Source organism: Arthrobacter sp. AIWTK1, from assembly GCF_056680535.1.
On the sequence record NZ_CM155287.1, the window covers coordinates 3,529,056 to 3,550,159 of the forward strand.

Sequence of the window (21,104 nt, forward strand, 5' to 3'; positions counted from 1 at the left end):
ACGACCCATGACATCGAAGTCCGCCAGCACGCGTGAACCTGTTGAACGGCCACCGGAGTTCAGCGGCGGGCTGGCTGGCCGGCTCAGCGATCTTGCCCGGGAGCTGCAGCATGAACAGGACACCGACGCGATCCTGACGATCATTGTCCACGCCGCCCTGGAACTGATCCCGCACGTCGCGGAGGCATCCATCAGCCTGGTGACCGGCCGCCGCACGATCGAGTCCCGGGCTGCATCGGGTGACCTTCCTGTCAAAATAGACGCGCTGCAAAGTGAGATGGGCCAGGGTCCCTGCCTCGACGCAGCCTATGACCAGCGCGTAGTGCGGGTTCCGGACCTAGGCAAAGACGAACGGTGGCTTGGCTTCACGCAGGCGGCCTACGACGTCGGCGCCCGCAGTATGCTCTCCATCCAGCTCTTTGTGGAGGGGGACAAACTGGGTGCCTTGAACCTTTACGGCCAGGATGTGAACGTCTTCGACGACGAATCGGAACAGATCGCGCTCCTGGTGGCTGCCCACGCCGCCGTCGCGTTCTCCGACGCCAAGGAGATCGCGCAGCTGACGCGGGCGCTGGACACCCGGGACCTGATCGGCCAGGCCAAGGGGATCCTGATGGAGAGGTTCAAAATCACGCCGCAACAGGCCTTCCTGGTCCTGACCAAGGCGAGCTCCGACTCGAACATCAAGCTGCGGGACGTGGCCGAACACCTCGCCAGCAGCGGGGAGATTCTCACGCGCCGGGGGTGACCGGAGGCGCACCCCCGAAAAGCCCCAAAAAGGACGGCGCCTAAACGTACCCGTCCACAATCGCGGCCGCGATTTCCTTGTAGGCGCGCCTCGTCTCGGGCTTGAGCACATCCAGGGTGACCAGGTCGCCGTCGGCCACTCCGCGGTCGTGGGGAACGGCGATCAGCTGCCGGCACATGCCGGAGAGGTGTTCCTCGATGGCGTCCTTGTCCACGCGGGAGGACACCTCGTCCTTGTCCGTGATCACCACAATCGCGTTGCGGGCCAGGTCCTCGTAGCCGTGGCTGGCGAGCCACTGCAGGGTGCTGCGGGCACGCTTGGCACCGCTCACCGCGTACCCGGCGGCAATCACCAGGTTGTCCGCGGACTGCAGGATCCCGCTCATCGCGTTGTGCGTGACTCCGGTGCCGCAGTCGGTCAGGGCCACGGAGTAGTAGCCGGAAATGAGCTTGCGGATGCGGAGGTATTCCTCGGCCGTGAGCGAGTCCGATACTTCCGGGTCCTGCTCCCCCGCGATCAGGTGCAGCCGCCCGGCGTGGTGCATGTAGCGGGCCAGCGCGGTGAGGGAATCAACGGATTCGATGTTCCTGAGCAGGTCCGTGATGGTGCGCGGGCTGGACTGCTGGTAAATGCCTTCGCCCAGCGCGCGCTCCACGAGGTCGCCCGAGTCCGGGTTGGCGTCGATGGCGCAGGGGGCGTCGCCGCGGAACTCGGCGAGAGTCAGGCCCACGCCCACGGTGGTGGAGGTCTTGCCGATGCCGCCCTTGAGGCTGAGCACCGCGGTGTTGTAGCTGCCCTGCAGCTGGCGGGAGATGCGCCGGCCCAGTTCGTCCTCTTCGCGCTGCCGGGGGCCGGGGCCCAGGTTGATGGCTCCGCCGGTCAGGGCGTAGAGGGCGCCGCGGAAGCCGCCGCGGGGGCGCGGTTTCTGTTCGCGGACAAAGGAACCGGGCGAGGTGATGAAGTCGGAGACGGGCGCGTCCGCTGCCGCCATTTTGGCGGCCTGGCGGGAAACGTTCGACGGCGGCGCGCTGGGTTCCGCCGGGACGGCGCCCCTGCGGGAGGTGGCCGGCTGCGCCGCTGGCTGGGCCGCCGGCTGGGCAGCGGGTTGGGCGGGAACCGAGGCAGGAACCGAAGCAGGAACGGAAGCCGGCACCGGGGCCGGAACCGCCGCGGTAGCCTCGGGAGTTGCTTCCGCTTCTGCCTGTGCGTCGGCGACGGCTGCCGCTTCGGCCCAGGAACTCCGCCGGGTGGGTGCGGTGCGGCTGTTGTTCGGGGTGGCAGCGGCGGGCATGTTTCCTGTCCGGGCGTCCGGAGACGCACCTGCCGGGCGACGGAGGTCGCGGCGGCGGCGCGGCTGGGGCTGCCCTGCATTGTGTGCAGTGGCGCGTGCGTTCTTATCGGCCGATTCGGGCATGTTCGTCCCCCCAGGACATTCGGCAAAGCGTGCAACGGCTCTTTAGGGCTTCGGTCAAACAGCAATTCTAGGCGCAATAGGCCAAAAGTCCCCCCATACACTGCCGGAAGAGAGGGAGCGCACAGTTGCTCCGGCGGGGCCCGCGCTCTACATTGAGGCATGGCCAACTCTCCCGAGCACGAACGCGTCCTGGAACTTCAGGACCTCATTGTCGGCACCCAGAATGTCGCCGAGTTCCTGGAGCGCCTGTCCGTCATGGCGGCCGGGGCGCTGAGCCGCGACACCTCCGTGAAGATCGAATGCGGCGTCACGCTGAAGCGGCGACGCCGGACCTTTACCGTGGCCGGGAGCAGCCCGAAGGCAGTCCTCCTGGACGAGATCGAGCAGCGCATCGGGGACGGGCCGTGCATCGAGGCGCTCAAGGTCAAGGAGCCGGTGCTGCTTGCCGACGTGGACAATGATCCGCGTTGGCCGGAATACCAGAAAGCGCTGGCGGACGAGGGCTGCCGGGCCACGCTGGGTGTGCCGCTGGAGCTCGGCGAGGACGCGGCCGCGGCCCTGAACTTCTTCGCGTTCGAATCGGGCGTTTTCACCCCCGCCGTCATCCGGGAGGCCGTGGAGTTTGCGGATCTTGCCGGCGGTGCCGTGCGGCTGTCAGTGAAGCTGGGCACGGCGCAGTCGCTAGCGGATGACCTTGCCGCCGCCATGGCGAGCCGCACGTCCATCGACCTGGCATGCGGTGTGATCATGGGCCAGAACCGGTGCACCCAGGCCGAGGCGATGGCGATCCTCACCAAGGTGTCCAGCAACCGCAACCAGAAGCTGCGCACGGTGGCAGAGGAGATGCTGGCCAACCTGACCGGCGACGTCCGGACCCACTTCGACGCGTAAGGCTTAACGCACGACGCCGGGCGGCGGGCTGATTGCCGCCCGCTTAGTTTGCGAGCGGCACCGCGGCGGACGACGCTCAGCGGACCGCCACTCCCCCGCCCGTCAGCTTCTCAGCGAGCCCGGAGAGCAGGATGCTGATGCCCTCGTCCAGCTCTGCCGCGCCGTCGTAGTCCGCCAGCACGGGCGCGAGCTCGCGCAGGTGGGGGAAGTCGCGCGCCGGGAGCCGGTGGAGGCCGAGCCTCAGCAGGGCCACGTTTTCTTCGGCGTCCACAATGAATTCCTGGAGTTCATTGAGGATGTGGCCGTACAGGAAGCCGTAGTACGCGCGGTAAACATGCAGGGCGCTGTTCGGCTCAAAGCCTGCCTCGATAAGCAGTCCCAGGATCTGTTCCAATGGCCGCAGTGTCCCCAGCGGCCGGAGGCCCAGCGGTGTGGACAGCGGACGCGTCACCAGCAGCGGCACAACATTGGGATGCCGGAGGGCCAGGAGCCGGAGGTCGTGCGCGATCCTGCGGAGCTGGGCCTGCCAGTCGGGGTCTTTCGGGAAGATTGCCAGCTCGTTAAGGACCAGTTCGGTGATCCCGTCCAGCAGGTCGGCGCGGTTGGCAGCGTAGCGGTAGAGGCCCATGGGGTCCCTGTCCAGGGCCTGGCCCAGCCGGCGCATGCTCAGGGCTTCGAGCCCCTCGGAGTCCACCAGTTCCAGGGCCGTTTGAAGGACCACCTCGCGGTTCAGCCGTCTTCTGGAATCTGTGTCCTGCGGGGCTGACATGGCGGTGGGTCCTTACGTCGGAGATGGTTGGCAGTGTGCAGCATATGGCTGTCCACTCTTGCTTAACCTGTAGTCTACGCCTAGAGTCTACGGTGTAGATGCATTCGTCGGAGACTATTTTTGGGCCCCCGGATGCGGCTCGTCACTGCCGCTAATCCAGGGCGTGGAAAACTTCAGGCCCTGTGCAGGTATCTGAGGTTCAGCTGCTGTAGCCGAATGGCGGCACTTGACGCACAGTACGGAAAAGAGCTACCCATGGGCGTTTCAAAAATTGACCGATTTCTCAGCGAAGCCACCACTCCGGACCAGGATGGCGACGCGTCGCTCAGGAAAGACCAGCTCTACGGGCTGTACACCAGCTGGTGCATGCTCAACGAGTTCACCCCGGCGTCCGCCGCGGACTTCTGGTCAGAGATGAAGACCCGCAGGATCAGGTCTACGGACAGCCGTCTGCGCATGACGGGGGCCGCCGCCGCGGACTACATCCTGGCCACCCGCCCGGTTCTGGTCTAGCGGACCTCAGTACCGCCAGAAGCACGACGACGAGAGGCCGGTTCGCGGTCAGCCTTGGGGGCTGACCCGGGAACCGGCCTTTTGCGCGCCTACCGGGGCAGCGCCCGCATCCCGCTCCTCGAAAGCGACGATCGCTGCCCGCAGTTGGAGCACGTGATGCGGTACGTGCGGGACAGGGTGAAGATCGGAACGAAGAACACCGTGAACTTGGAGGCCCGCTCCTCGAGGTGCTGCTCCACGTACTGGCCGCAGTAGCGGCACGCGGAAAGCCTGCCAGGCAAAGCCCGCAGGACGGTCTTAAGGCCGAAGAGTAGAAGCATTTCTGCCTTTCTGGGTTTCTCGACCCGGGATGGCGAAGCACTCTATTGATCAGGGTGCTTACCATCTAATAGTAATCATGCTTAGTATTAGGTGAGGTTTAACCAGCAGACCCAACACCGTGCCCCCAGCCGCGGTCTCCCGGAAGGCAGGTAATTCGCATATGGCTTTGGCCCAGCAGAACAGAGCGGCAGGGTGGTCCACCCACCGCCTATTGTCCACGGCGGCGCGGCTGGACGAGCGGCGGATCAACCGGCGGCTCGTCGGCCTGGGCCTCACGAAGTCGTCCTTCGATGCGTTGGATTGCGTGGAGGAGCTGGGCCCCGCCACTCAGAACTGCCTGGCCGACGAGCTCGGAATCACCGCCCAGAGCCTGGGCAAGATCCTGGACCGGTTGAAGGACCTGGGCCTGCTCACCAAGGAACGCGGCGCGGGTGACGGCAGGAGCCGGAGCGTCCGGCTGACGCCCCGCGGGCGGTCCGTGCTGCGGACTGCCGAAGAGCTGGTCCGCGGCCTCCCCCGCCCCGAGCGCGACGTCGAGGTGGATCTGCGCCGGCACCTCGAACAGCACATCGCGCACCTGGCAGACTCCGAACAAACAGACTCCCAGTAGGCCCAGGCCCAAGCCAGGGGCCAGCGTTGCATTCCCCCGTTACAGGAGTTACTGAAGTGAAAAAACAACCTTTAGTGAATCTTGATCATTTCTTTGAACCTGCTTGATTTTGCTCCCCGAGACTCGATTCATCGGAGCCGGCTAGGCCTCGAAGGTCTGCGGATACGCCGCACGAGTTCAAGGGGAACTGCAATGAGCAAAGTAGCTGGACGCAAAAAGCGCATCATCATCACCACCGCTGCCATGGTGGCAATCGGCGGCGGCGCGGCCTTCGCTTACTGGAGCGCCACGGGGATCGGCACCGGCGCGGCCTCCACCGGCGCGACGGTGGCGTTCAAGGTCCTCAGCTCACCGGCCACTGGCGAGGCCCTGAGCCCCGGCGGCCCCACCCAGACCGTTGCATTCACGGTCAAGAATGAAAACACCGGTGCGCAGAACCTGGCCAGCGTTACCGCCAAGGTGGCCACGGCAAACGGTTCGGACTGGGCTGCCGGAACCTGCTCTGCTGCGGACTTCGAGGTTGGCACACCGACCATCGCCAAGGGCCAGATCGTCGCAGGCGCCACCGTTCCGGGCACGGTCACCATCAAGATGGTCAATAAGGACTCCAACCAGGACGATTGCCAAGGCGTCACGGTACCGCTGTACTTCGAAGCAAAGTGAAGGGGTAGCGCGCTGTCGCTCCTCCTCAACACCGCCACCTTCATTCCCCAATGGTGAACGTGGCACCCCCCGCCACCCCCTGAGCCAATGTCGAGAAGGTGCGTATGTCCGGCAGGCGCAACACCAGCTCCCCCGAAAGCCCCCGCGGCTTCCGGCGGGGGCTGGTGGTGTTTCGGCGCCTGTTCGGCCGCATCATTGCGGCCTGTGTCTCATTGGTTCTTGCAGCACTTTTGGGCGCTCCGGCCGCGTCGGCGTATTGGCGGGCCACCGGAACTGGAAGTACGACGGCGGCAGTCGCCACCCTGGCGCCGCCCACCGGTGTGACTGTCCCGTCGAGCAGCAACTCAACTGTGGCGGTCAGCTGGACCGCCTCAGCCAGGGCTCCCGCCCCGACCGGCTATTACGTCACCCGCATCAGCGGCGTCACGTCCGTTCCGGCCTGCGGCAGCAGCCCGGCATCTCCAGTAACGGGCACCAGTTGCACGGACTCCTCCGTACCCGAGGGTACGCACAAGTATGTGGTGACTGCACTGCACCGTTCCTGGACTGCCGTCAGCACGGCCAGCGGAAACGTCACCGTGTCCAGCATCAATGGTCTCCGCTTCGGCATCCAACCTGCAGCCTCCGTAGTGGCAGGTACCGCCCTGCCGGCATTCACCGTGGAACTACGGACCGCCTTCGGGCTGCCCTTCTGGAAATCCGATGTCCCGGTGACCATTGGCCTGGCAAGCAACCCCGGCGGCGGCACCCTCTCGGGAACTGTAACAGCCAACACCAACGGCTGGGGTGAGGCCACGTTCAGCGGACTAGCCATCACCAAGGCCGGCACTTACACCCTGATTGCATCCAGCGCGGGATACTCGGGCGTGGTGAGCTCGCCGTTCACCATCACGGCAGCGGCTGCCACCAAGCTTGTGGTCTCGGGGCCAGCCGCGGGCACGGCGTCCGCAACCGCAACAGTCGGGCCGTTCTCAGTACAGCGCCAGGACGCCTACGGGAATCCCGTGGCCGCCGGCAGCACCACCCTCTCACTCGCGTCGAACTCCGCGGGCACCAAGGTATTCGCGGCGACTGCCGGCGGCGCAAGCGTCACCACGGTGACCATCCCGGCGGGGTCCGCATCGGCGTCGTTCTTTTATGGGGACACCAAAGCCGGGGCGCACCGCCTCACGATGGGCAGCAGCGGACTGGCCGGAGCTTCGGCTGCGGTCACGGTTTCGCCTGCCGTGGCGTTCAAGCTGACCTTCGATGCAACAATCGCGCCACTGAAGAACACCGTCATCGATCCGCCGGTCACTGTCAGTGTCCGGGACACCTTCGGCAACCTGACTGCCAGCACGGCGACAGTTACGGTGTCGTCCCAGTGCAACTTGAAGGGAACCCTGAGCGTCTCCGCGGCCGCCGGCGTGGCCACGTTCTCGAACCTGACGTTCAACGGCAACGGGTCCAACTGCACCGTCGTGGCCTCCAGCGCTCCGCTGCAGCCGGCCACGAGCATTACCTTCACCTACGGCTGATCCGGGCCGGTCGCCCGGGTGAAGCCGGTGTTCGAGAAGGATGCGTATGGGGCTGTTGATACGAGTGGTGTCAGAGGGGAAAACGGGTAGCTGGTACTCGTGCCCTACCGCGCCCCCGCCTTCTACAGTGGATTCATCGCAACCGTTCGGACCGAGGCCGCTAACTGGCCCAGGTGGTCCCGGTCCGGGACGGGCGATGCCAAGGGCCCGCTATTGGGTGGTGTAGGAGCTGAGCACTCTGCCCGCCCGACGGCGGGCCCTTTACACTGCTTGCGCTGGCACCGGCCGCGTGCTGGGATGTACGCAGGCGACCCGCCTCACCGGTTTTCGGGCCGGCCACGGATGCAAGGAGCTTCATCATGGCAAAACTCAGCAGCAAGTTCGACAAGGCATATGAGGACAAGAGCATCGAGGAACTCGCCAAGGCGCCTGTCGGCGCGCTGCAGGGCTTGTCGGACGCTGATGCCCAGAAGCTTCAGGATGCCCTGGGCATCAAAACGATCAAGGACCTGGGGACCAACAAATACTTTCTCTGGGCACAGGCTGTCGCCAAGCTGGCCGAGTAGCCAGCCGCCGCGGGCGTGCAGCAGTGGTGGCCAGTTAGACCCTGAACAGCGCCGCTGCCGCCACGCCCGCGGTGAGCACCAGGAGAACGCTGAGCAGCAGGTAATCGCGCCATTTGGGGCCGGAGCGGTGCGGGTTGATGTCTACGTATGGCATTACCGGCGGACCTTCAGGGGAACGGGCTTCACTGCGGCGCCGCGTTTGAGGCGGAGCAGCACATATAAAGCGCAGAACGGAATGAACAGGGTTCCCATTAATGCGCTCAGCGCAAAGGCGTAATCGGTCAGGTCCACGGAATTACCTCCAGGCTGCGTCGTTGCACTCGATGCTGGCACGCTTCGCGACAATCGCTTCGCATTACGGCCTGCAACGAACGGTGGGATCCCCCATGTCGGATCGCTCATCACCCTACGTTGGCCGCGCGGCGTTTGTCCAACTCAGTAAAGTGCACAACAAATCTTGTCAATTAAGTGCAGGTTTTTGTGCCTTCTGATTCGGCAGTCAGCGCTGCAGCGCCATCCACACCACGACGGCGGTGGCAACGGCCAGCGCCGCCAGCCCCACGTTGCCCAGCATCCGGAGGCGCCGCCTCCGCAGTTCGCGTCGCGAATCCCGCGCGGTCAGTCCCTTCACGTAATTCCCCATGCCCGCGATAGTAGCGGCACAATGTTTCAGGGAAACCAAGTCACTGGGTTTGTGACGTACGCTCACCTGATAGTCGCCGCTACGCTCAGGCATACGGCCATAAGGGAAGAACTGCCAGCCCGACGTAGGGTCGCCAGTGCCTTTTTGCGCCGCAGATTTCCGTACCGCAACACCTAGCGCCGGCTTCAGGCGGAGGAGCATACTTTTAACGCCGCCCCCAAATTGATGGATATTTTCCACCCGGGCGGCTCATTCACCGGCCTGCCACTCAGGCCCGCCGGCATCCTGGCGAAGGCGGGGCATCTCGCACCCCGCGCTTCGCATCCCGTACCGAACAAGGAAATCTCGGGTCTCAGAGGGTTGGAACAAAAAATGAGGAATCGCACCAAAACAGGACTGATGTCCATGGTCGCCGCGGCCGTCCTGGCCGTGGGGATGGCGCCCGGTACCGCCGTCGCGCACGAAGGCTCAGGGCACGGCGGCGGGTCGGACAAGAGTGATGACTGGAAGAAGAACTCCGAGCAGCGCAGGCTGGTGAAAACCCTGCGGGATGTCACTGACGATTACCGCTGGCTGGATAACGCAAAGAAGGACGGGTACAAGAAGATCACCGAATGCATCGACAAGGCCGGCGTCGGGGCCATGGGTTTCCATTACGCCAAGGAGTCGTTGATCGATGACAAGACGCAGGCCCGCAAGCCTGAGATCCTCGTGTACATGCCCAACGAGCGCGGCCGGATGAAGCTGGTGGCGGTGGAGTACCTGTCCACGGCAGCGGAGCGGCCGGAACTCGCCGGCGTGGACTTCGATAACGGGCCGTTCCCGGGCACGTTCGCGCTGCACGCGTGGGTGTGGAAGGACAATCCGGACGGTATGTTCGCCGCGTACAACCCCGCCCACAGCTGCCCGAAATAACAGCCGGCCTTCGTAGGTAAGGGTTGCTCGTGAAGTGTGGCGGCACCGCGGTTCGCCCGCGGGGCCGCCGCCCTTCACAACGTTGGCGGGACCTCAGCCCTTCGCGGTGATCAGGGCCTTCTGCAGGAGGGGAACCAGCTTGGTGTTGCGGCCCCAGACGGGGTCGAAGATCTGCAGTTCCCAGCATTCGGCCAGCGACTTGGCGAGCGTCTCGTTGGTCCAGTCGGTGTAGGTCTCGTGGGCGTAGGAGGGGCCGCCGGAGCTGCCCAGCCAGGTGAACTCCCTGGCGCCGTCAAGGGTCACGCAGATCTGTCCGGTGCCCGATTCGCCCGGAGGGAACACCAGCGCCACCAGGTCCGTTTCCACCAGCACCGCGGAAATTATGGCTGCCGACTGCTCGGTGCAGCGGCCGGTCACAAAGGCGCGCTGGCCGTGGCCGCCGGAGATCTCCGCCCCGGGCTGTGAGTCGTCGGTGAGGAAGCCAAGCCGGTTGATCGCGGCCAGGGCCTCGCTCATGGGGCCGTTCTCTCCGGCGTACTGCGGCGCGGCGTAACCGGGCACGTAGCTGAGGGAGCCCTCGAGCCAGCGTGCGGTCAGTTCACAAGCACCTTCGAGCGTGGTGCAGTTGCGCCACGCGTCCTCGTCGGGGACACCTTCAAACATGCACTGTCTCCTTTAGTTCCCCAATGGTCACTAGCAGAATGTATCACTGCTCACAGTGGTCACGCTTCGTCACTTCCGTAACACGTTGGCGAGGAGAGAGCTGCCGTCAGGGCTGGACTTTGTAGCGGTACATGAAGGCCGCCATCTGGTCCCGGAGAATGGACGCCGCCGGCCGGAACGTGGTGGATCCGTCCGTTTCCTTCCAGCCGTTGCTGATGCCCTGCTTGGCCAGCCAGGAGATCTCCTTGTAGAAGTTGTGGGTGACGGGGATGTCCGCAAAGGGGGACGTTGCGTCCGGGACGAAGTCAGGGGAACCCGGGTGCAGGTGGATGTAGTGGCGGTAGAGGAAGGCTGCCATCTGGTCACGGTTAACGGTGGACGCCGGCCGGAACGTCCACGTGTGGTCGGCTTCCTCCCAGCCCTTGCTGATGCCCTGCGTGGCCAGCCAGGAGATTTCCTTGTAGAAGTGGTGCGTCGTGGGCACGTCGGCGAACGGCGACTCCGCCGGCGGCACAAAGTCCGACGGGCTGCCTGCAAGCCGGTAGAGGAAGGCGGCCATCTGGTCCCGGTTCACTTGCTCTGCCGGGCGGAAGACGCGGGTGCCGTCGGTCAGCGTCCAGCCTTCCGTGATCCCGTTGAGGGCCAGCCAGTCGATCTCGGTGTGGAACGCCGACGCGGAGGTGATGTCGTTGAACACCACGGGGCTGAAGGTGAAGGTCCAGCTGGAGGCCTGGCCGGCCACCAGGGCGTAGCCGGCGGTGGCGCGGGCGGTCACGGTGACGGTGCCGCTACCGGGGTAGGTTCCGGCGGGAACCACTTTCCCGGCCATCAGGTACTCCACGCCGGTGGCCGAGGGCACCGTGTAGGTGTCGTCGGGGGCGCCGATCTTGTCCGTGAACTGCACCGGCCCCGGAACCGCACCCGTGGCCACTGTGGCTGTGGAAGCGCTGGTCCGCTGCGCGGACAGGTAGGCGTCCTTGGTGCCGGTGACCCGGACCGCGAGGGTCTTTCCCTTGTCGTCTGCGGTCACCGTGTAGGTGCTGGCCGAAGCGCCGGGGATGGGCGAGCCGGCGCGAAGCCACTGGTAGGACAGCGACACCGGAGCCGGCTGCCACACGCCCGGGTTCGCGGTGAGGACGCCGCCCACAATGGCCTGCCCGGAGATGACGGGGTCATAGGGTGCCGCCACGGTGGCGGGCGCCACCGCGACCGTGGGCGCGGACGTCAGCGAGACGCTCGACCCGAAGAACCGGCTCCCTGTCACTGTGACGGTCAGGGTGGCGCCAACGTCCGCGGGCTGCAGCTGGTAACCCACTGCCTGCGCACCCGGGATGGGGGTGCCGTTCCGCTTCCACTGATAGGCGTAAGTGATGTCGCTGGGCGTCCAGTTCTGGACGACGGCGGAGAGGTAGTTCCCGACGACGGCCTGGCCGCTGATAGTGGGGGTGGTCCCGGTGATGTTCCGGTCCGGCTGGAAGTTCAGCGCCGCTGTGGCGTCCAACGCTCCGCTGCCGCAGCCCTTGGTGGCACAGGCCCATGCGTAATTCTTGGCGGTCGATTTCATCCGGGTTTCCACGTTGGCCGGGGTGGCCAGGTCCCCCAGCCGGGACATGAGCAGCGCGGCAAGCCCCGAGGCGTGCGGGGCCGCCATGGAGGTTCCTTCCGAGGCGGCATAGGCTTCGGAGGCCACGGGCGTCGTGGTGCCGATGTTGAATGCCACCGCGATTCCGTCCTGCGACGTCTGGGTCATATCCCCGCCCGGTGCCGCGACGTCAACGGTGGATCCGTAGTTGGAGTAGGGCGCAAGGTAGCCCGTGCGGGCGACGGCGGCAACGGAGATCACGTTCCGGCAGTTGGCGGGGCTTGACGAGGAAGCCTGCATGTTCTCGTTGCCGGCTGCGGCCACCACGGCTGCGCCCGTGCCGTAGGCGAAGTCCACCGCGTTCTGGAACGTGGCGGAGCAGGGCTGGGTGGCGCCCAGGCTGAGGTTGATCACGCGGGCAGGGGTGGGGTTTGAGGGCAGTCCGGCGATGCTTCCGCCGGCGGCCCAGATGATGCCGTCCGTGATGTCGGAGAGGTAGCCGCCGCAGGGGCCCAGGGCGCGGACCGGCAGGATTTTGGCCTCAGGGGCGACCCCGGCGAGGCCCATGCCGTTGTTCGTCGTGGCGGCGATGATGCCGGCCACCTGGGTGCCGTGCCAGGAGGACTGGCTGGCCGGGATACCGTCACCGCACATGCCGGCTGCGGTCCAGTCACCTTCATCGCGGGGATTGGCGTCCCGGCCGTTGGAGTCGCGGGAGTAAGCGGGATCGGACATCATGTCGTACCCGGGGAGCACGCTGGCGTTCAGGTCCGGATGGCCGGTGATCCCGGTGTCCACCACGGCCACCACCACGCCGGCACCGTTGGTGGCCGTCCAGGCACCCGGCAACCTCATCCCGCCGGAGGCGTCCCCCAGCGCCCACTGCTGCGGGTAGAGGGGATCGTTCGGTGTGGCAGCCGGGTACATCTTGCTGTCCGGTTCGGCGTACTCGACGGCGGGGTCCGCCTTCAGCGCGGCCAGCGCCTTGCCGGTTTCCGCGGCATCGAGCGTGCGGTCCGCGCGCAGGACGCGGGCTCCCGCCGCCGTCCCGCGGACATCCGTCACAGGAATGCCGACGTCCCGGGCCAGCGCGCTGAAGGGTTCTTTGCGCAGGGCGGACCCGGGGGCGGCTGATTCCTTGAACTTCACAATGAACTGGTCCGTGGCGGCAACGCCGCTGGCAGCCGCACGAGCCTGCACCGGCGCAACGGGGAGCACGGGCGCGTCGTCGGCCACGGCCGGGAACGGAAGCGACGAGCCGCACAAGAGTGCCACGACACCGGGTATCAGGAGACGGGAAGACAGACGGGTGCGCAGAGCGTGCAGCATCGCGAAATCCTAGGGGCCAGGCGTCGACCCCCCCAGGAGCCGGACCGCGGGAAATAGAGACCGCGAAATCCGCGTCAAGCACGAGTGTAACAACGTTTGATTTATTGTCACGGACTTATTTCCAGGGCTGCCACAAGGGCTAAAAAATGGCCCGGCGGCGGCAGATCTGGTCTGCCGCCGCCGGGGTTTCATGCCTGTCGGGTCACGGCAGGTTGGCGTAGCGGTACATGAACGCAGCCATCTGGTCCCTCAGGATCGAGGAGCCGGCACGGAAGGTCTTGGACCCGTCGGATTCGGTCCAACCATTCGTGATGCCTTGTTTGGCCAACCAGGAAATCTGTTTGTAGAAGTTGTGGTTGGTGGGGATATCCGCAAATGGGGAGGTGGCTTCCGGCACATAGTCGGGCGAGCCCGGGTGCCGGTAGACGAAGTGCCGGTAGATAAAGGCAGCCATCTGGTCGCGGTTGACCGTCGCCGCCGGCCGGAACGTCCAACTGCCGTCAGCTTCCTTCCAGCCCTCGCTGATCTTGGCCGTCCACAGCCAGGAGATCTCCTTGTAGAAATTGTGGGTGGTGGGCACATCCGCAAAGGGCGACTGGGCTGGCGGGACAAAGTCCGGGCTGCCGGCCAGCCGGTACAGGAAGGCCGCCATCTGGTCCCGGTTCACCGGCTGTGCAGAGCGGAAGGTCCGGGAACCGTCCGGCTCGGTCCATCCCTGCGTCACGCCTGCTGTTGCCAGCCAGGAAATTTCCTTGGCGAACGCCGACCCCCCGTTGATGTCGCGGAACGGCGGTGCCGCTTCAACGGCTACGGGTGCGGAGTCCGCGGTCACCGCTTCGTACCCCGCTTTGACGCCGGTCACCCGCACGGTGAGGGCAGCCCCGACGTCGGCGATCGCCAGCTTGTAGGCAGCCGAGGTTGCACCGGCAATCTCGGCCCCGGAGCGGTACCACTGGTAGCTCAGCGAGTCCGGGGCCGGCGTCCAGCTGCCGGGTACGGCGGTCAGCGTGGAACCGACGGTGCGGCTGCCGGATATCGTAGGTGCGGGCGCCGAGAGCCCCCCTTGGAACGTAAACGTCCACTCGGCTGCAGCTCCCGCGGCAAGGACATAATCCGTCGTGGCCCGCGCCGTCACCGTGACCGTGCCGGAACCGGGGAACGTACCCGCGTCAACAATCTTGCCGCCCTGCAGGTACTCCACGCCTGTTGTGCCGGGAACCGTGAACGTGTCCTCGGCGGTTCCCTCCTTGTCGGTGAAGGTGACGGCTGCGGGGGTCACTGCGAGTGGGCCAGTCTTGAACGTGGCAGTCCATTGGGTGGAGGCGCCGGGAGCCAACGTGTAGCCGGCCTTCGGGGTGGCTGTCACGGTTACCGTGCCGGTACCGGGGTACGTCCCGGCGGCTTTGGCCTCACCGTTGGCCCTGTATTGCACGCCTTCCACGTCCGGGATGGTGTAGGTGGACGCGGCGAAAACGGGCGGTGCAGCAGTGACGGTCACCGGATAGGCGGCAAAGTTCGCTGTTGCGTAGTACGTTCCGGGGTATTCGCCCTGGAGGTTCGCCTGGAACGCGTATCCGATGCCGATTTCTTTGAAATCCGCATTGAGCATGGCGAGCCGGTGCGGTTCGGAATTGACCCAGCTGATGAATATTGATTCGGGGTCGTCATTTGCGGCGATGTTCTCCCCGCAGGTTAGCCACCCCGGAGGAATTTGTTTCCAGAAATCGGGATTGTGCTTGAAACCTCCGGCGTCGGCAGTGGTGGTGGACCAATTCTGTGCGACGGCAGCGATGTCCGGGTTCACGGTGAGCGGTTTGAGGCCGTTCTCTACCCGGTAGTCATTTATAAAGGTGAGAAGTGCAGTCTTCTCGGCTTGGTACGGGTCCGCTGCCAGCGCAAGATTGGCTGTTTCGCGCGGCACCCCCGAGGCAGCGTACCCGGGGACTAACATTCCGGACAACAGAATCGAAGTGGTCAGAAAGACTCCGCCAACCCTTAACAATATGGACTTATTCATTCGCTACCCCCAGTAGAATCCGATGGAACCTGAATGAATGTAACTCATCGGTCTTCAGCTGGTGAAAAGGGCGCCTTGCGAATGGATTTACGGTGTGTACTTGATGCTTTCAGTACTGCGCGCTAACCGGCTTCCTAGTGGTGCGCCTGCGGGAAGGCGTTCTCAAGGGACGGGTGGCCGCCTCTTCCAGCAGGTCGCCGGAGTGCAGGGTGGTGAAGCGCCCCCAGCAGGTTGCTCCCGGTCCGGGTTAAACCCACCTCCTGCGGCTGTTTGCGCCCACCACCGTCAACACGGCCTCTTGCGGGAGCAAAACCAGACTTGGCCCACGAGTTCATACTGGACTGAAAGGGTTCTTATGGCATGGGAGATCGCCAATAAGCCGGGCCGTCGGATTCATTCGTAGTAGGAGTAGTCCAGGTCGTCGCCTACGCAGCGGCTTGGAAGCATGGCCCGCGCCGCGGTACTAATCCCTATTGCGGGGAGAAGGATTATGGCGCCGACGATGGAACAGCCTGTCAACGCCACATCCCATAAGTTAGGGCGGTTAGGCTGCGGTCGTCGCCACGGATCGTTGTGCATCAAGGTCATCATGTACCGAGGCTAGGGTTACAAATTGCTCCGCGCCTGAGTGGTGGGTACCTGTTTTTGACGTGACAATACTGGCGTCCAGACGAATATGCACGGACCTTCAGCGAGTATGCGGAAAGCCGCCTTCGCCGCTGCTGGAGTCCCTAGTGGTGTGCCTGCGTCTCCTGCAGCCGTTTGATGAACCAGCGGGACTGTTCCGGCCCGTACGGCAGCACCGGGATAGCTTTGGTGGCGTCGCTGGGGGTGTCGCGGATGGACTGGATGGCCTGGCGGACCGCGGTGGACATGGTATTGGCCATGGTCTTCACGAACTGGTCGCTGCAGGGTTCGCCGTGGCCAGGGATCAGGAATTCGTAGCGATGCCGCAGCGCCGAGATGTGCCGGAGGGCGTCCGCCCACTCCTCCGGGAAGGCGTCCTCGAAGGACGGGTGCGAGCCCTGCTCCACCAGGTCGCCGGCGTAAAGCGTGGTGGAGGTGCCTACCAGCAGGTCGCCGTCGGTGTGGCCGCGGCCCAGGTAGAAGAGGGTGACGGTCTGGCCGCCGAGGTCCACCAGGACCGGCTGGTCTTTCACAATGGCGTTGGGGACCACGAGTTCGGCGTCGGCACCTTCGCCTGCTGCCATTTCCGGTTCCAGCGTGGCGACCATGCGGCGCTGCCGGTCCCCGTTCTCCTCAATTTCGCGGGCACAGTTCTCGTGCGCATAGAACTCCGTGACACCCTCGTCCGCGAAGATGGCGTTGCCGAAGAAGTGGTCGTAGTGGGCGTGGGTGTTCACCACCACCAGCGGCAGCTGGGTCTTTTCCCGCACGGCGGCCAGGATCTCCCGGCCCTGCCGGGGTCCGCCGCCGGTGTCGATCACCATGGCGCGCTCGGCGCCGACTATGAGTCCGGTATTGAGCTTCGAGCCTTCGGTGGTCAGCACATGGTTGCCCTGGCCGACCTCCATCCATCGCGACATTCTGTTCTCCGTATTCATGCGTTCCGGCGATCGTAGGCCTCGATTCTACCCATGGCTTGCTGGTGGAAGCCTGAGGAAATGCCCGGGGCGGCGGAGCAAATAGGGAGCAGAATGGCTGCGTCAGGATCGATGAAACACAATACTGTCCCCAAGTATCCACGGATCGTCCAAACGATTCGTTTCCGGGCCGAAACCCACGCGAAACCTACGCCCGCTTACTATTTCGCTATGGCGACTAAACAACACAAGACATTCTGCGAACCATGTGGCGCGACAACGAACCACGTCACGTCCTACGCTTCGTCCGATCTCGGCGGTAGTAATTCACTGGTCGTCAGCATCCACTGTGCGGAGCACTCAGACCTAACTTCCTAACGATTCATGGATGCGCTGGTCTACATGTCAGCCAGCGCAGCCCCAGGGTTCTCGATCGCGTCCGCAACATATCTGAGGAACCCGCCAGCAGTGCCGCCGTCGCATACACGGTGGTCAAAAGTCAGGGTCAGCTCAGTAACTTTGCGGACGGCAAGTTGTCCGTCAACCACCCACGGCTTGTCGATGATCCGTCCGACGCCCAAGATCCCCACTTCAGGGTGGTTGATGATGGCGGCGGAGCCATCCACACCAAACACTCCGTAGTTGTTCAGCGTGAAGGTGCCACTGCCCAGTTCCGAAGGCGTCGCCTTACCATCGCGTACGACGACGGTCAGGCGGCGGATCTCGGTGTCCAGTTCGCGAGCGCTCATCTTGTCTGCGTTGCGGATGGATGGCACCATCAGGCCACGGTCCGTCTGTGCCGCGAAGCCAAGGTTGACGCCATTGAACGCGACGATCTCTTGGCTCTCGCCGCCTGCAGCGTCCTCCGTGGTGATGATTCTGCCGTTCAGTTCCGGATACTTTTTCAGTCCGGCGGTGACAAACCGCGCGATGAAAGCCAGCAATCCGGGTGCGTTGTGTGGGTCGGACTTCTTTAGAGCCGCCCGCATCTCCACGAGAGCTGTGGCATCCACGTCAACCCACACCGTGGCTTCCGGAATCTCGGAGCGACTTCGGGCCATGTTCGCGGCTACAGCCTTGCGGACTCCTCGGACCGGCGTTCGGGCTGTGATGCCGAGGCCCGTGCGAGAGTCGGTGTCCGGGCGGTGGGTGTCGACAGGCTCACTCACCGGTCGCGGCTCAACCACCGAACGGAGCTCGGTATCGGGCGAAGGAGCGATAGCAGCCTCGACATCCTTGCGCATGATCAGCCCGCTGGCTCCCGAACCCTGGAGCTCGCCCAAATCAACTCCGTGGTCACGGGCCATCCGACGGACGAGAGGCGAAATCACGGCTCCAAGCTTGCCTGGGACACGGGTGCGCATAAGAAGGAGATCGTCAGCGGCTTTCTCCGCGCTCGTGGTTTCGACAGACTCAAGCACCGGGCGGAGAGCCTCAACCACCGGGGTACGAGTTGCGACACCACCGTTCTCGATATGCTCGACCACCGGCTGCTTCCGCGGGCGCGTTCGGCGGGCTGCACCGTGGCCGCCGGGTGTTCCGTAGCCGATGAGGACGTTGCCGGAGCCGGCTTTTTCCTCTTCCCGGTAGGTTTCGGCCGCGGCAGTTTCATCGGGCTCGGATTCGGCCGGCTGGTTCTCCGCAGGCTCAACCACTCTCGCAGAGCCGATGGGGGTCACCGAAATCAGTGGCTTGCCGACGTCCAGGGTCTGGCCCGGCTCTCCATGCAGCACCGCGACGGTGCCGGCGTAAGGGGACGGGACTTCAACCACGGACTTCGCGGTCTCGACCTCGGCGATTGGCTGGTCCACGCGGATCTCGTCGCCCACGGCGACAAGCCAGTTCACGAGTTCGGCTTCCGTGAGGCCTTCGCCCAGGTCCGGCAGCAGGAATACTTTCGTTTCGCTCATCTGATCAGTCTTCCCACTGGAGGTCGTCAACGGCGTCGAGGATGCGGTCCACGCCGGGCAGGTAGTAGTGCTCAAGCTTCGGCGCCGGATACGGCACATCGAAGCCGGTTACGCGGCGGATCGGCGCGGCCAGGTAATGGAAGCAGCGCTCCTGGACCCTTGCCACGATCTCCGAGGACACCGATGCGAAGCCGTGGGCTTCGGCGATGACAACGGCCCTCCCGGTCTTGCGGACAGAAGCGCAGACGGTTTCGTCGTCGAACGGCACGATCGAGCGGACGTCGATGACTTCCAGCGAGCGGCCTTCCTCGGCCGCCGCGGCTGCGGCGGCCAGCGCGGTCGGCACAGACGGACCGTAGGCGATCAGAGTGGCATCGGTGCCGGGACGCGCGACGGCGGCGCGGCCTTCCGAGGAGCTCCCCCGTTCGGTGTTGGCGGCGTGCTCGGCGCGGAGCCCTTCCAGGTCCACCACGTCCTTGGACCAGTAGAGCTTCTTGGGTTCCATGAACATCACCGGGTCATCGGAGTCGATGGCTTCGCGGAGCATACGGTAGCCGTCCGCCACGGTGGCAGGGGTGAAGACCTTCAGGCCGGCTGTGTGGGCGTAGTAGGACTCGGAGGAGTCGCAGTGGTGCTCCACTCCCCCGATGCCGCCGGCGTACGGGACCCGGATGACGATGGGCAGCTTGACGGCACCTTTGGTTCGGTTGTGCATCTTGGCCACATGGCTGACGATCTGCTCGAAGGCCGGGTAGGCGAAGGCGTCGAACTGCATCTCGATCACCGGTCGCATGCCGTTCATGGCCATTCCCACGGCCATGCCGACGATGCCCGACTCGGCGAGCGGGGTGTCGAAGCAGCGGGACTCGCCGAAGCTCTTGGTGAGCCCGTCCGTGATGCGGAAGACGCCGCCAAGCATGCCGACGTCCTCGCCGAAGACCAGCACGGAGGGGTCTGCGTGCATGGCGTCGGCCATGGCGGTGTTCAGCGCCTTGGCGAGGGTGATGGTCTGCGGGCCGGTCGATTCAGCCGTGGCTGCTGCCTTGGCGGCGGCACGGGCGGTGGCCGCACTGACGTTGCCGTTGACCTCCGACGAGGTGGTGACTGTGGGGCTCATTTTGCGGCCTCGTCCCGGGAGATTTCGTCGGCGAGCATGGCGGACTGTTCTTTCAGCTGCGGGGTGGGTGTGGAGAAGACGTAGCGGAAGAGATCCTGCGGGTCGACGGGGACGTCCTCGCCCAGGCCTTCGCGGAGCTGCGTGGCAACTGCCTCTGCCTTCTCAGCGATCCGGGCGGCGCACTCGTCGTCCAGCAGTCCGCGGTCCGTCAGGTAGGTTTCCATCCGCTTCAGCGGATCCCTGGCCACCCACTGGGCCACTTCGCTGTCCTGGCGGTAGCGGGTGGCATCATCGGCATTGGTGTGGGCCTGCATGCGGTAGGTATGCGCCTCCACCAGGAGCGGGCCGGACCCTTCACGGGCCAGCTTGACCGCCCGGCCGAGCACGGCGAGGAGGGCGACGACGTCGTTGCCGTCCACGCGTTCGCCGGCCATGCCGTAGCCCACGGCTTTGTGGGCCAGCGACGGCGCCACGGACTGGTGGGCCAGCGGCACCGAGATGGCGTACTGGTTGTTCTGGACGAAGAAGATGACTGGCAGGTGGAAGACGGCAGCGAAGTTCAGGGCCTCGTGGAAGTCGCCTTCGCTGGTGGCGCCGTCGCCGCACATGGCCAGGACTATAGTGTCCTCGCCGCGGAGTTTCGCTGCGTGGGCAACGCCGACAGCATGGAGCAGCTGGGTGGTCAGCGGAGTGCACTGGATGCCCACCTTGTGCTCGAGGGGGTCGTAGCCGCTGTGCCAGTCGCCGCGGAAGAGGGTCATGGTCTGAACCGGGTCCACGCCGCGGGCCATCACGGCCACGGAGTCCCGGTAGGTGGGGAAGATCCAGTCGCCCTCGGCGAGGCAGAGGGCGGCCGCCACCTGGCAGGCCTCCTGGCCATGGCTGGACGGGTAGACGGCCATGCGGCCCTGGCGGACCAGAGCGGAGTTCTGGTCGTTGACGCGGCGGCCGACGACCAGCTGCTCGTAGGCAGCCAGCAGTTCGGCGTCGCCGGGCAGGGCGTATTCGTGGCCGGGCTGGGCGCCCTGCTCGGTGTGGGGATTCAACGTGCCGTCCTGGTCCACCATTTGGATCTGGTGACGGGCCGGCAGCATGTAGTCCTCCACCGTGATGCCGAACTTGCGCACAGCCTCGGCTGCTGCGCCTTCGCTCAGGTGGTCCCCGGCCGGCTGGTCCGGCGAGTCCTGCCCGAAGGCGGTGTGGTCCGCGGAGATCGTCATTGGTCCGTCCTTCTGTAGCCACTATTCGCTTCCAGTATGGTCCTGAAGGAACTTTCGTATCCAGTCCTGGCCGGAATCGTGGAGAAGTACGAAATTCTGCCCTAATCTGAAAGACGAATCGTAAGTGTGAGCCGCGTTACCCGTAGGAGTTG

Annotated in this window: 20 protein-coding genes; 8 read left to right on the top strand and 12 right to left on the bottom strand. The window is 65.1% G+C overall.

Translation table 11 applies throughout. The features are described 5' to 3' along the window. Positions 1-7 precede the first annotated feature (7 nt). Complete coding sequence (locus AC1MDG_RS16175; protein WP_479805115.1) at positions 8-748, top strand: GAF and ANTAR domain-containing protein; 741 nt, start codon at positions 8-10, stop codon at positions 746-748. A 40-nt stretch (positions 749-788) separates the two neighbouring features. On the opposite strand, the gene AC1MDG_RS16180 is transcribed toward AC1MDG_RS16175, so the two are convergent. Further along, positions 789-2,162, bottom strand: a complete 1,374-nt coding sequence (locus AC1MDG_RS16180) for a MinD/ParA family ATP-binding protein (RefSeq protein ID WP_479805117.1) — start codon at positions 2,160-2,162, stop codon at positions 789-791. A gap of 159 nt (positions 2,163-2,321) precedes the next feature. Between AC1MDG_RS16180 and AC1MDG_RS16185 the strand changes: the two genes are divergently transcribed. Beyond that, positions 2,322-3,053 (top strand): GAF and ANTAR domain-containing protein, encoded by a 732-nt coding sequence (locus AC1MDG_RS16185; RefSeq protein WP_479805119.1) that lies wholly within the window; start codon positions 2,322-2,324, stop codon positions 3,051-3,053. A gap of 76 nt (positions 3,054-3,129) precedes the next feature. Here the strand turns inward: AC1MDG_RS16185 and AC1MDG_RS16190 are convergent, their stop codons facing one another. Then, positions 3,130-3,822, bottom strand: a complete 693-nt coding sequence (locus tag AC1MDG_RS16190; protein WP_479805121.1) for a TetR/AcrR family transcriptional regulator C-terminal domain-containing protein — start codon at positions 3,820-3,822, stop codon at positions 3,130-3,132. A gap of 255 nt (positions 3,823-4,077) precedes the next feature. Here AC1MDG_RS16190 and AC1MDG_RS16195 point away from each other — a divergent pair, with 255 nt between their 5' ends. Then, entirely contained in the window at positions 4,078-4,335 is a 258-nt protein-coding gene (locus AC1MDG_RS16195) for a hypothetical protein (protein ID WP_479805123.1), read from the top strand. 89 nt (positions 4,336-4,424) lie between these two features. Here AC1MDG_RS16195 and AC1MDG_RS16200 read toward each other — a convergent pair whose 3' ends face one another. Further along, positions 4,425-4,655, bottom strand: a complete 231-nt coding sequence (locus tag AC1MDG_RS16200) for a zinc-ribbon domain-containing protein (RefSeq protein WP_479805125.1) — start codon at positions 4,653-4,655, stop codon at positions 4,425-4,427. Positions 4,656-4,822: 167 nt separating this feature from the next. Between AC1MDG_RS16200 and AC1MDG_RS16205 the strand changes: the two genes are divergently transcribed. The 4 genes from AC1MDG_RS16205 (at position 4,823) to AC1MDG_RS16220 (ending at position 8,012) form a co-directional block, all read left to right on the top strand. Further along, entirely contained in the window at positions 4,823-5,266 is a 444-nt protein-coding gene (locus tag AC1MDG_RS16205) for a MarR family winged helix-turn-helix transcriptional regulator (protein WP_479805127.1), read from the top strand. Positions 5,267-5,458: 192 nt separating this feature from the next. Beyond that, positions 5,459-5,929: a hypothetical protein gene (locus AC1MDG_RS16210; protein ID WP_479805129.1), complete on the top strand. Its 471-nt coding sequence runs from the start codon at positions 5,459-5,461 to the stop codon at positions 5,927-5,929. Positions 5,930-6,033: 104 nt separating this feature from the next. Further along, positions 6,034-7,446 carry a hypothetical protein gene (locus AC1MDG_RS16215; protein WP_479805130.1) on the top strand — a complete coding sequence of 471 codons (1,413 nt, stop codon included), beginning with the start codon at positions 6,034-6,036 and terminating at the stop codon, positions 7,444-7,446. Between the two features lie 359 nt (positions 7,447-7,805). After that, complete coding sequence (locus tag AC1MDG_RS16220; protein WP_479805132.1) at positions 7,806-8,012, top strand: hypothetical protein; 207 nt, start codon at positions 7,806-7,808, stop codon at positions 8,010-8,012. Between the two features lie 153 nt (positions 8,013-8,165). On the opposite strand, the gene AC1MDG_RS16225 is transcribed toward AC1MDG_RS16220, so the two are convergent. Together AC1MDG_RS16225 and AC1MDG_RS16230 are read right to left on the bottom strand one after the other, a co-directional pair. Continuing rightward, on the bottom strand, positions 8,166-8,303 hold the full coding sequence (locus AC1MDG_RS16225; RefSeq protein WP_479805134.1) for a hypothetical protein: 138 nt from the start codon (positions 8,301-8,303) through the stop codon (positions 8,166-8,168). A 208-nt stretch (positions 8,304-8,511) separates the two neighbouring features. Beyond that, a complete protein-coding gene (locus AC1MDG_RS16230; RefSeq protein ID WP_479805136.1) occupies positions 8,512-8,655 on the bottom strand; it encodes a hypothetical protein in 144 nt (47 codons plus the stop codon). Between the two features lie 372 nt (positions 8,656-9,027). On the opposite strand from AC1MDG_RS16230, the gene AC1MDG_RS16235 reads away from it, so the two are divergent. Continuing rightward, a complete protein-coding gene (locus AC1MDG_RS16235) occupies positions 9,028-9,570 on the top strand; it encodes a hypothetical protein (RefSeq protein ID WP_479805138.1) in 543 nt (180 codons plus the stop codon). Positions 9,571-9,663: 93 nt separating this feature from the next. Here AC1MDG_RS16235 and AC1MDG_RS16240 read toward each other — a convergent pair whose 3' ends face one another. The 7 genes from AC1MDG_RS16240 to pdhA all read right to left on the bottom strand — a co-directional run bounded on the left by AC1MDG_RS16240 (position 9,664) and on the right by pdhA (position 20,952). Continuing rightward, complete coding sequence (locus AC1MDG_RS16240; protein WP_479805140.1) at positions 9,664-10,233, bottom strand: DUF6919 domain-containing protein; 570 nt, start codon at positions 10,231-10,233, stop codon at positions 9,664-9,666. Positions 10,234-10,339: 106 nt separating this feature from the next. Continuing rightward, positions 10,340-13,144, bottom strand: a complete 2,805-nt coding sequence (locus AC1MDG_RS16245) for a S8 family serine peptidase (RefSeq protein ID WP_479805142.1) — start codon at positions 13,142-13,144, stop codon at positions 10,340-10,342. A gap of 202 nt (positions 13,145-13,346) precedes the next feature. Beyond that, positions 13,347-15,065: a CAP and S-layer homology domain-containing protein gene (locus tag AC1MDG_RS16250; RefSeq protein WP_479805144.1), complete on the bottom strand. Its 1,719-nt coding sequence runs from the start codon at positions 15,063-15,065 to the stop codon at positions 13,347-13,349. An 827-nt stretch (positions 15,066-15,892) separates the two neighbouring features. Next, on the bottom strand, positions 15,893-16,708 hold the full coding sequence (locus AC1MDG_RS16255; RefSeq protein WP_479805146.1) for an MBL fold metallo-hydrolase: 816 nt from the start codon (positions 16,706-16,708) through the stop codon (positions 15,893-15,895). Between the two features lie 395 nt (positions 16,709-17,103). Beyond that, entirely contained in the window at positions 17,104-18,615 is a 1,512-nt protein-coding gene (locus AC1MDG_RS16260) for a dihydrolipoamide acetyltransferase family protein (RefSeq protein WP_479805148.1), read from the bottom strand. Between the two features lie 4 nt (positions 18,616-18,619). After that, positions 18,620-19,732 (bottom strand): alpha-ketoacid dehydrogenase subunit beta, encoded by a 1,113-nt coding sequence (locus AC1MDG_RS16265; protein WP_479805149.1) that lies wholly within the window; start codon positions 19,730-19,732, stop codon positions 18,620-18,622. Beyond that, positions 19,729-20,952, bottom strand: coding sequence for a pyruvate dehydrogenase (acetyl-transferring) E1 component subunit alpha (gene pdhA / locus AC1MDG_RS16270; RefSeq protein WP_479805151.1), 1,224 nt, complete (start codon positions 20,950-20,952; stop codon positions 19,729-19,731). The genes AC1MDG_RS16265 and pdhA overlap by 4 nt, the downstream gene beginning before the upstream one ends. Between the last annotated feature and the right edge of the window lie 152 nt (positions 20,953-21,104).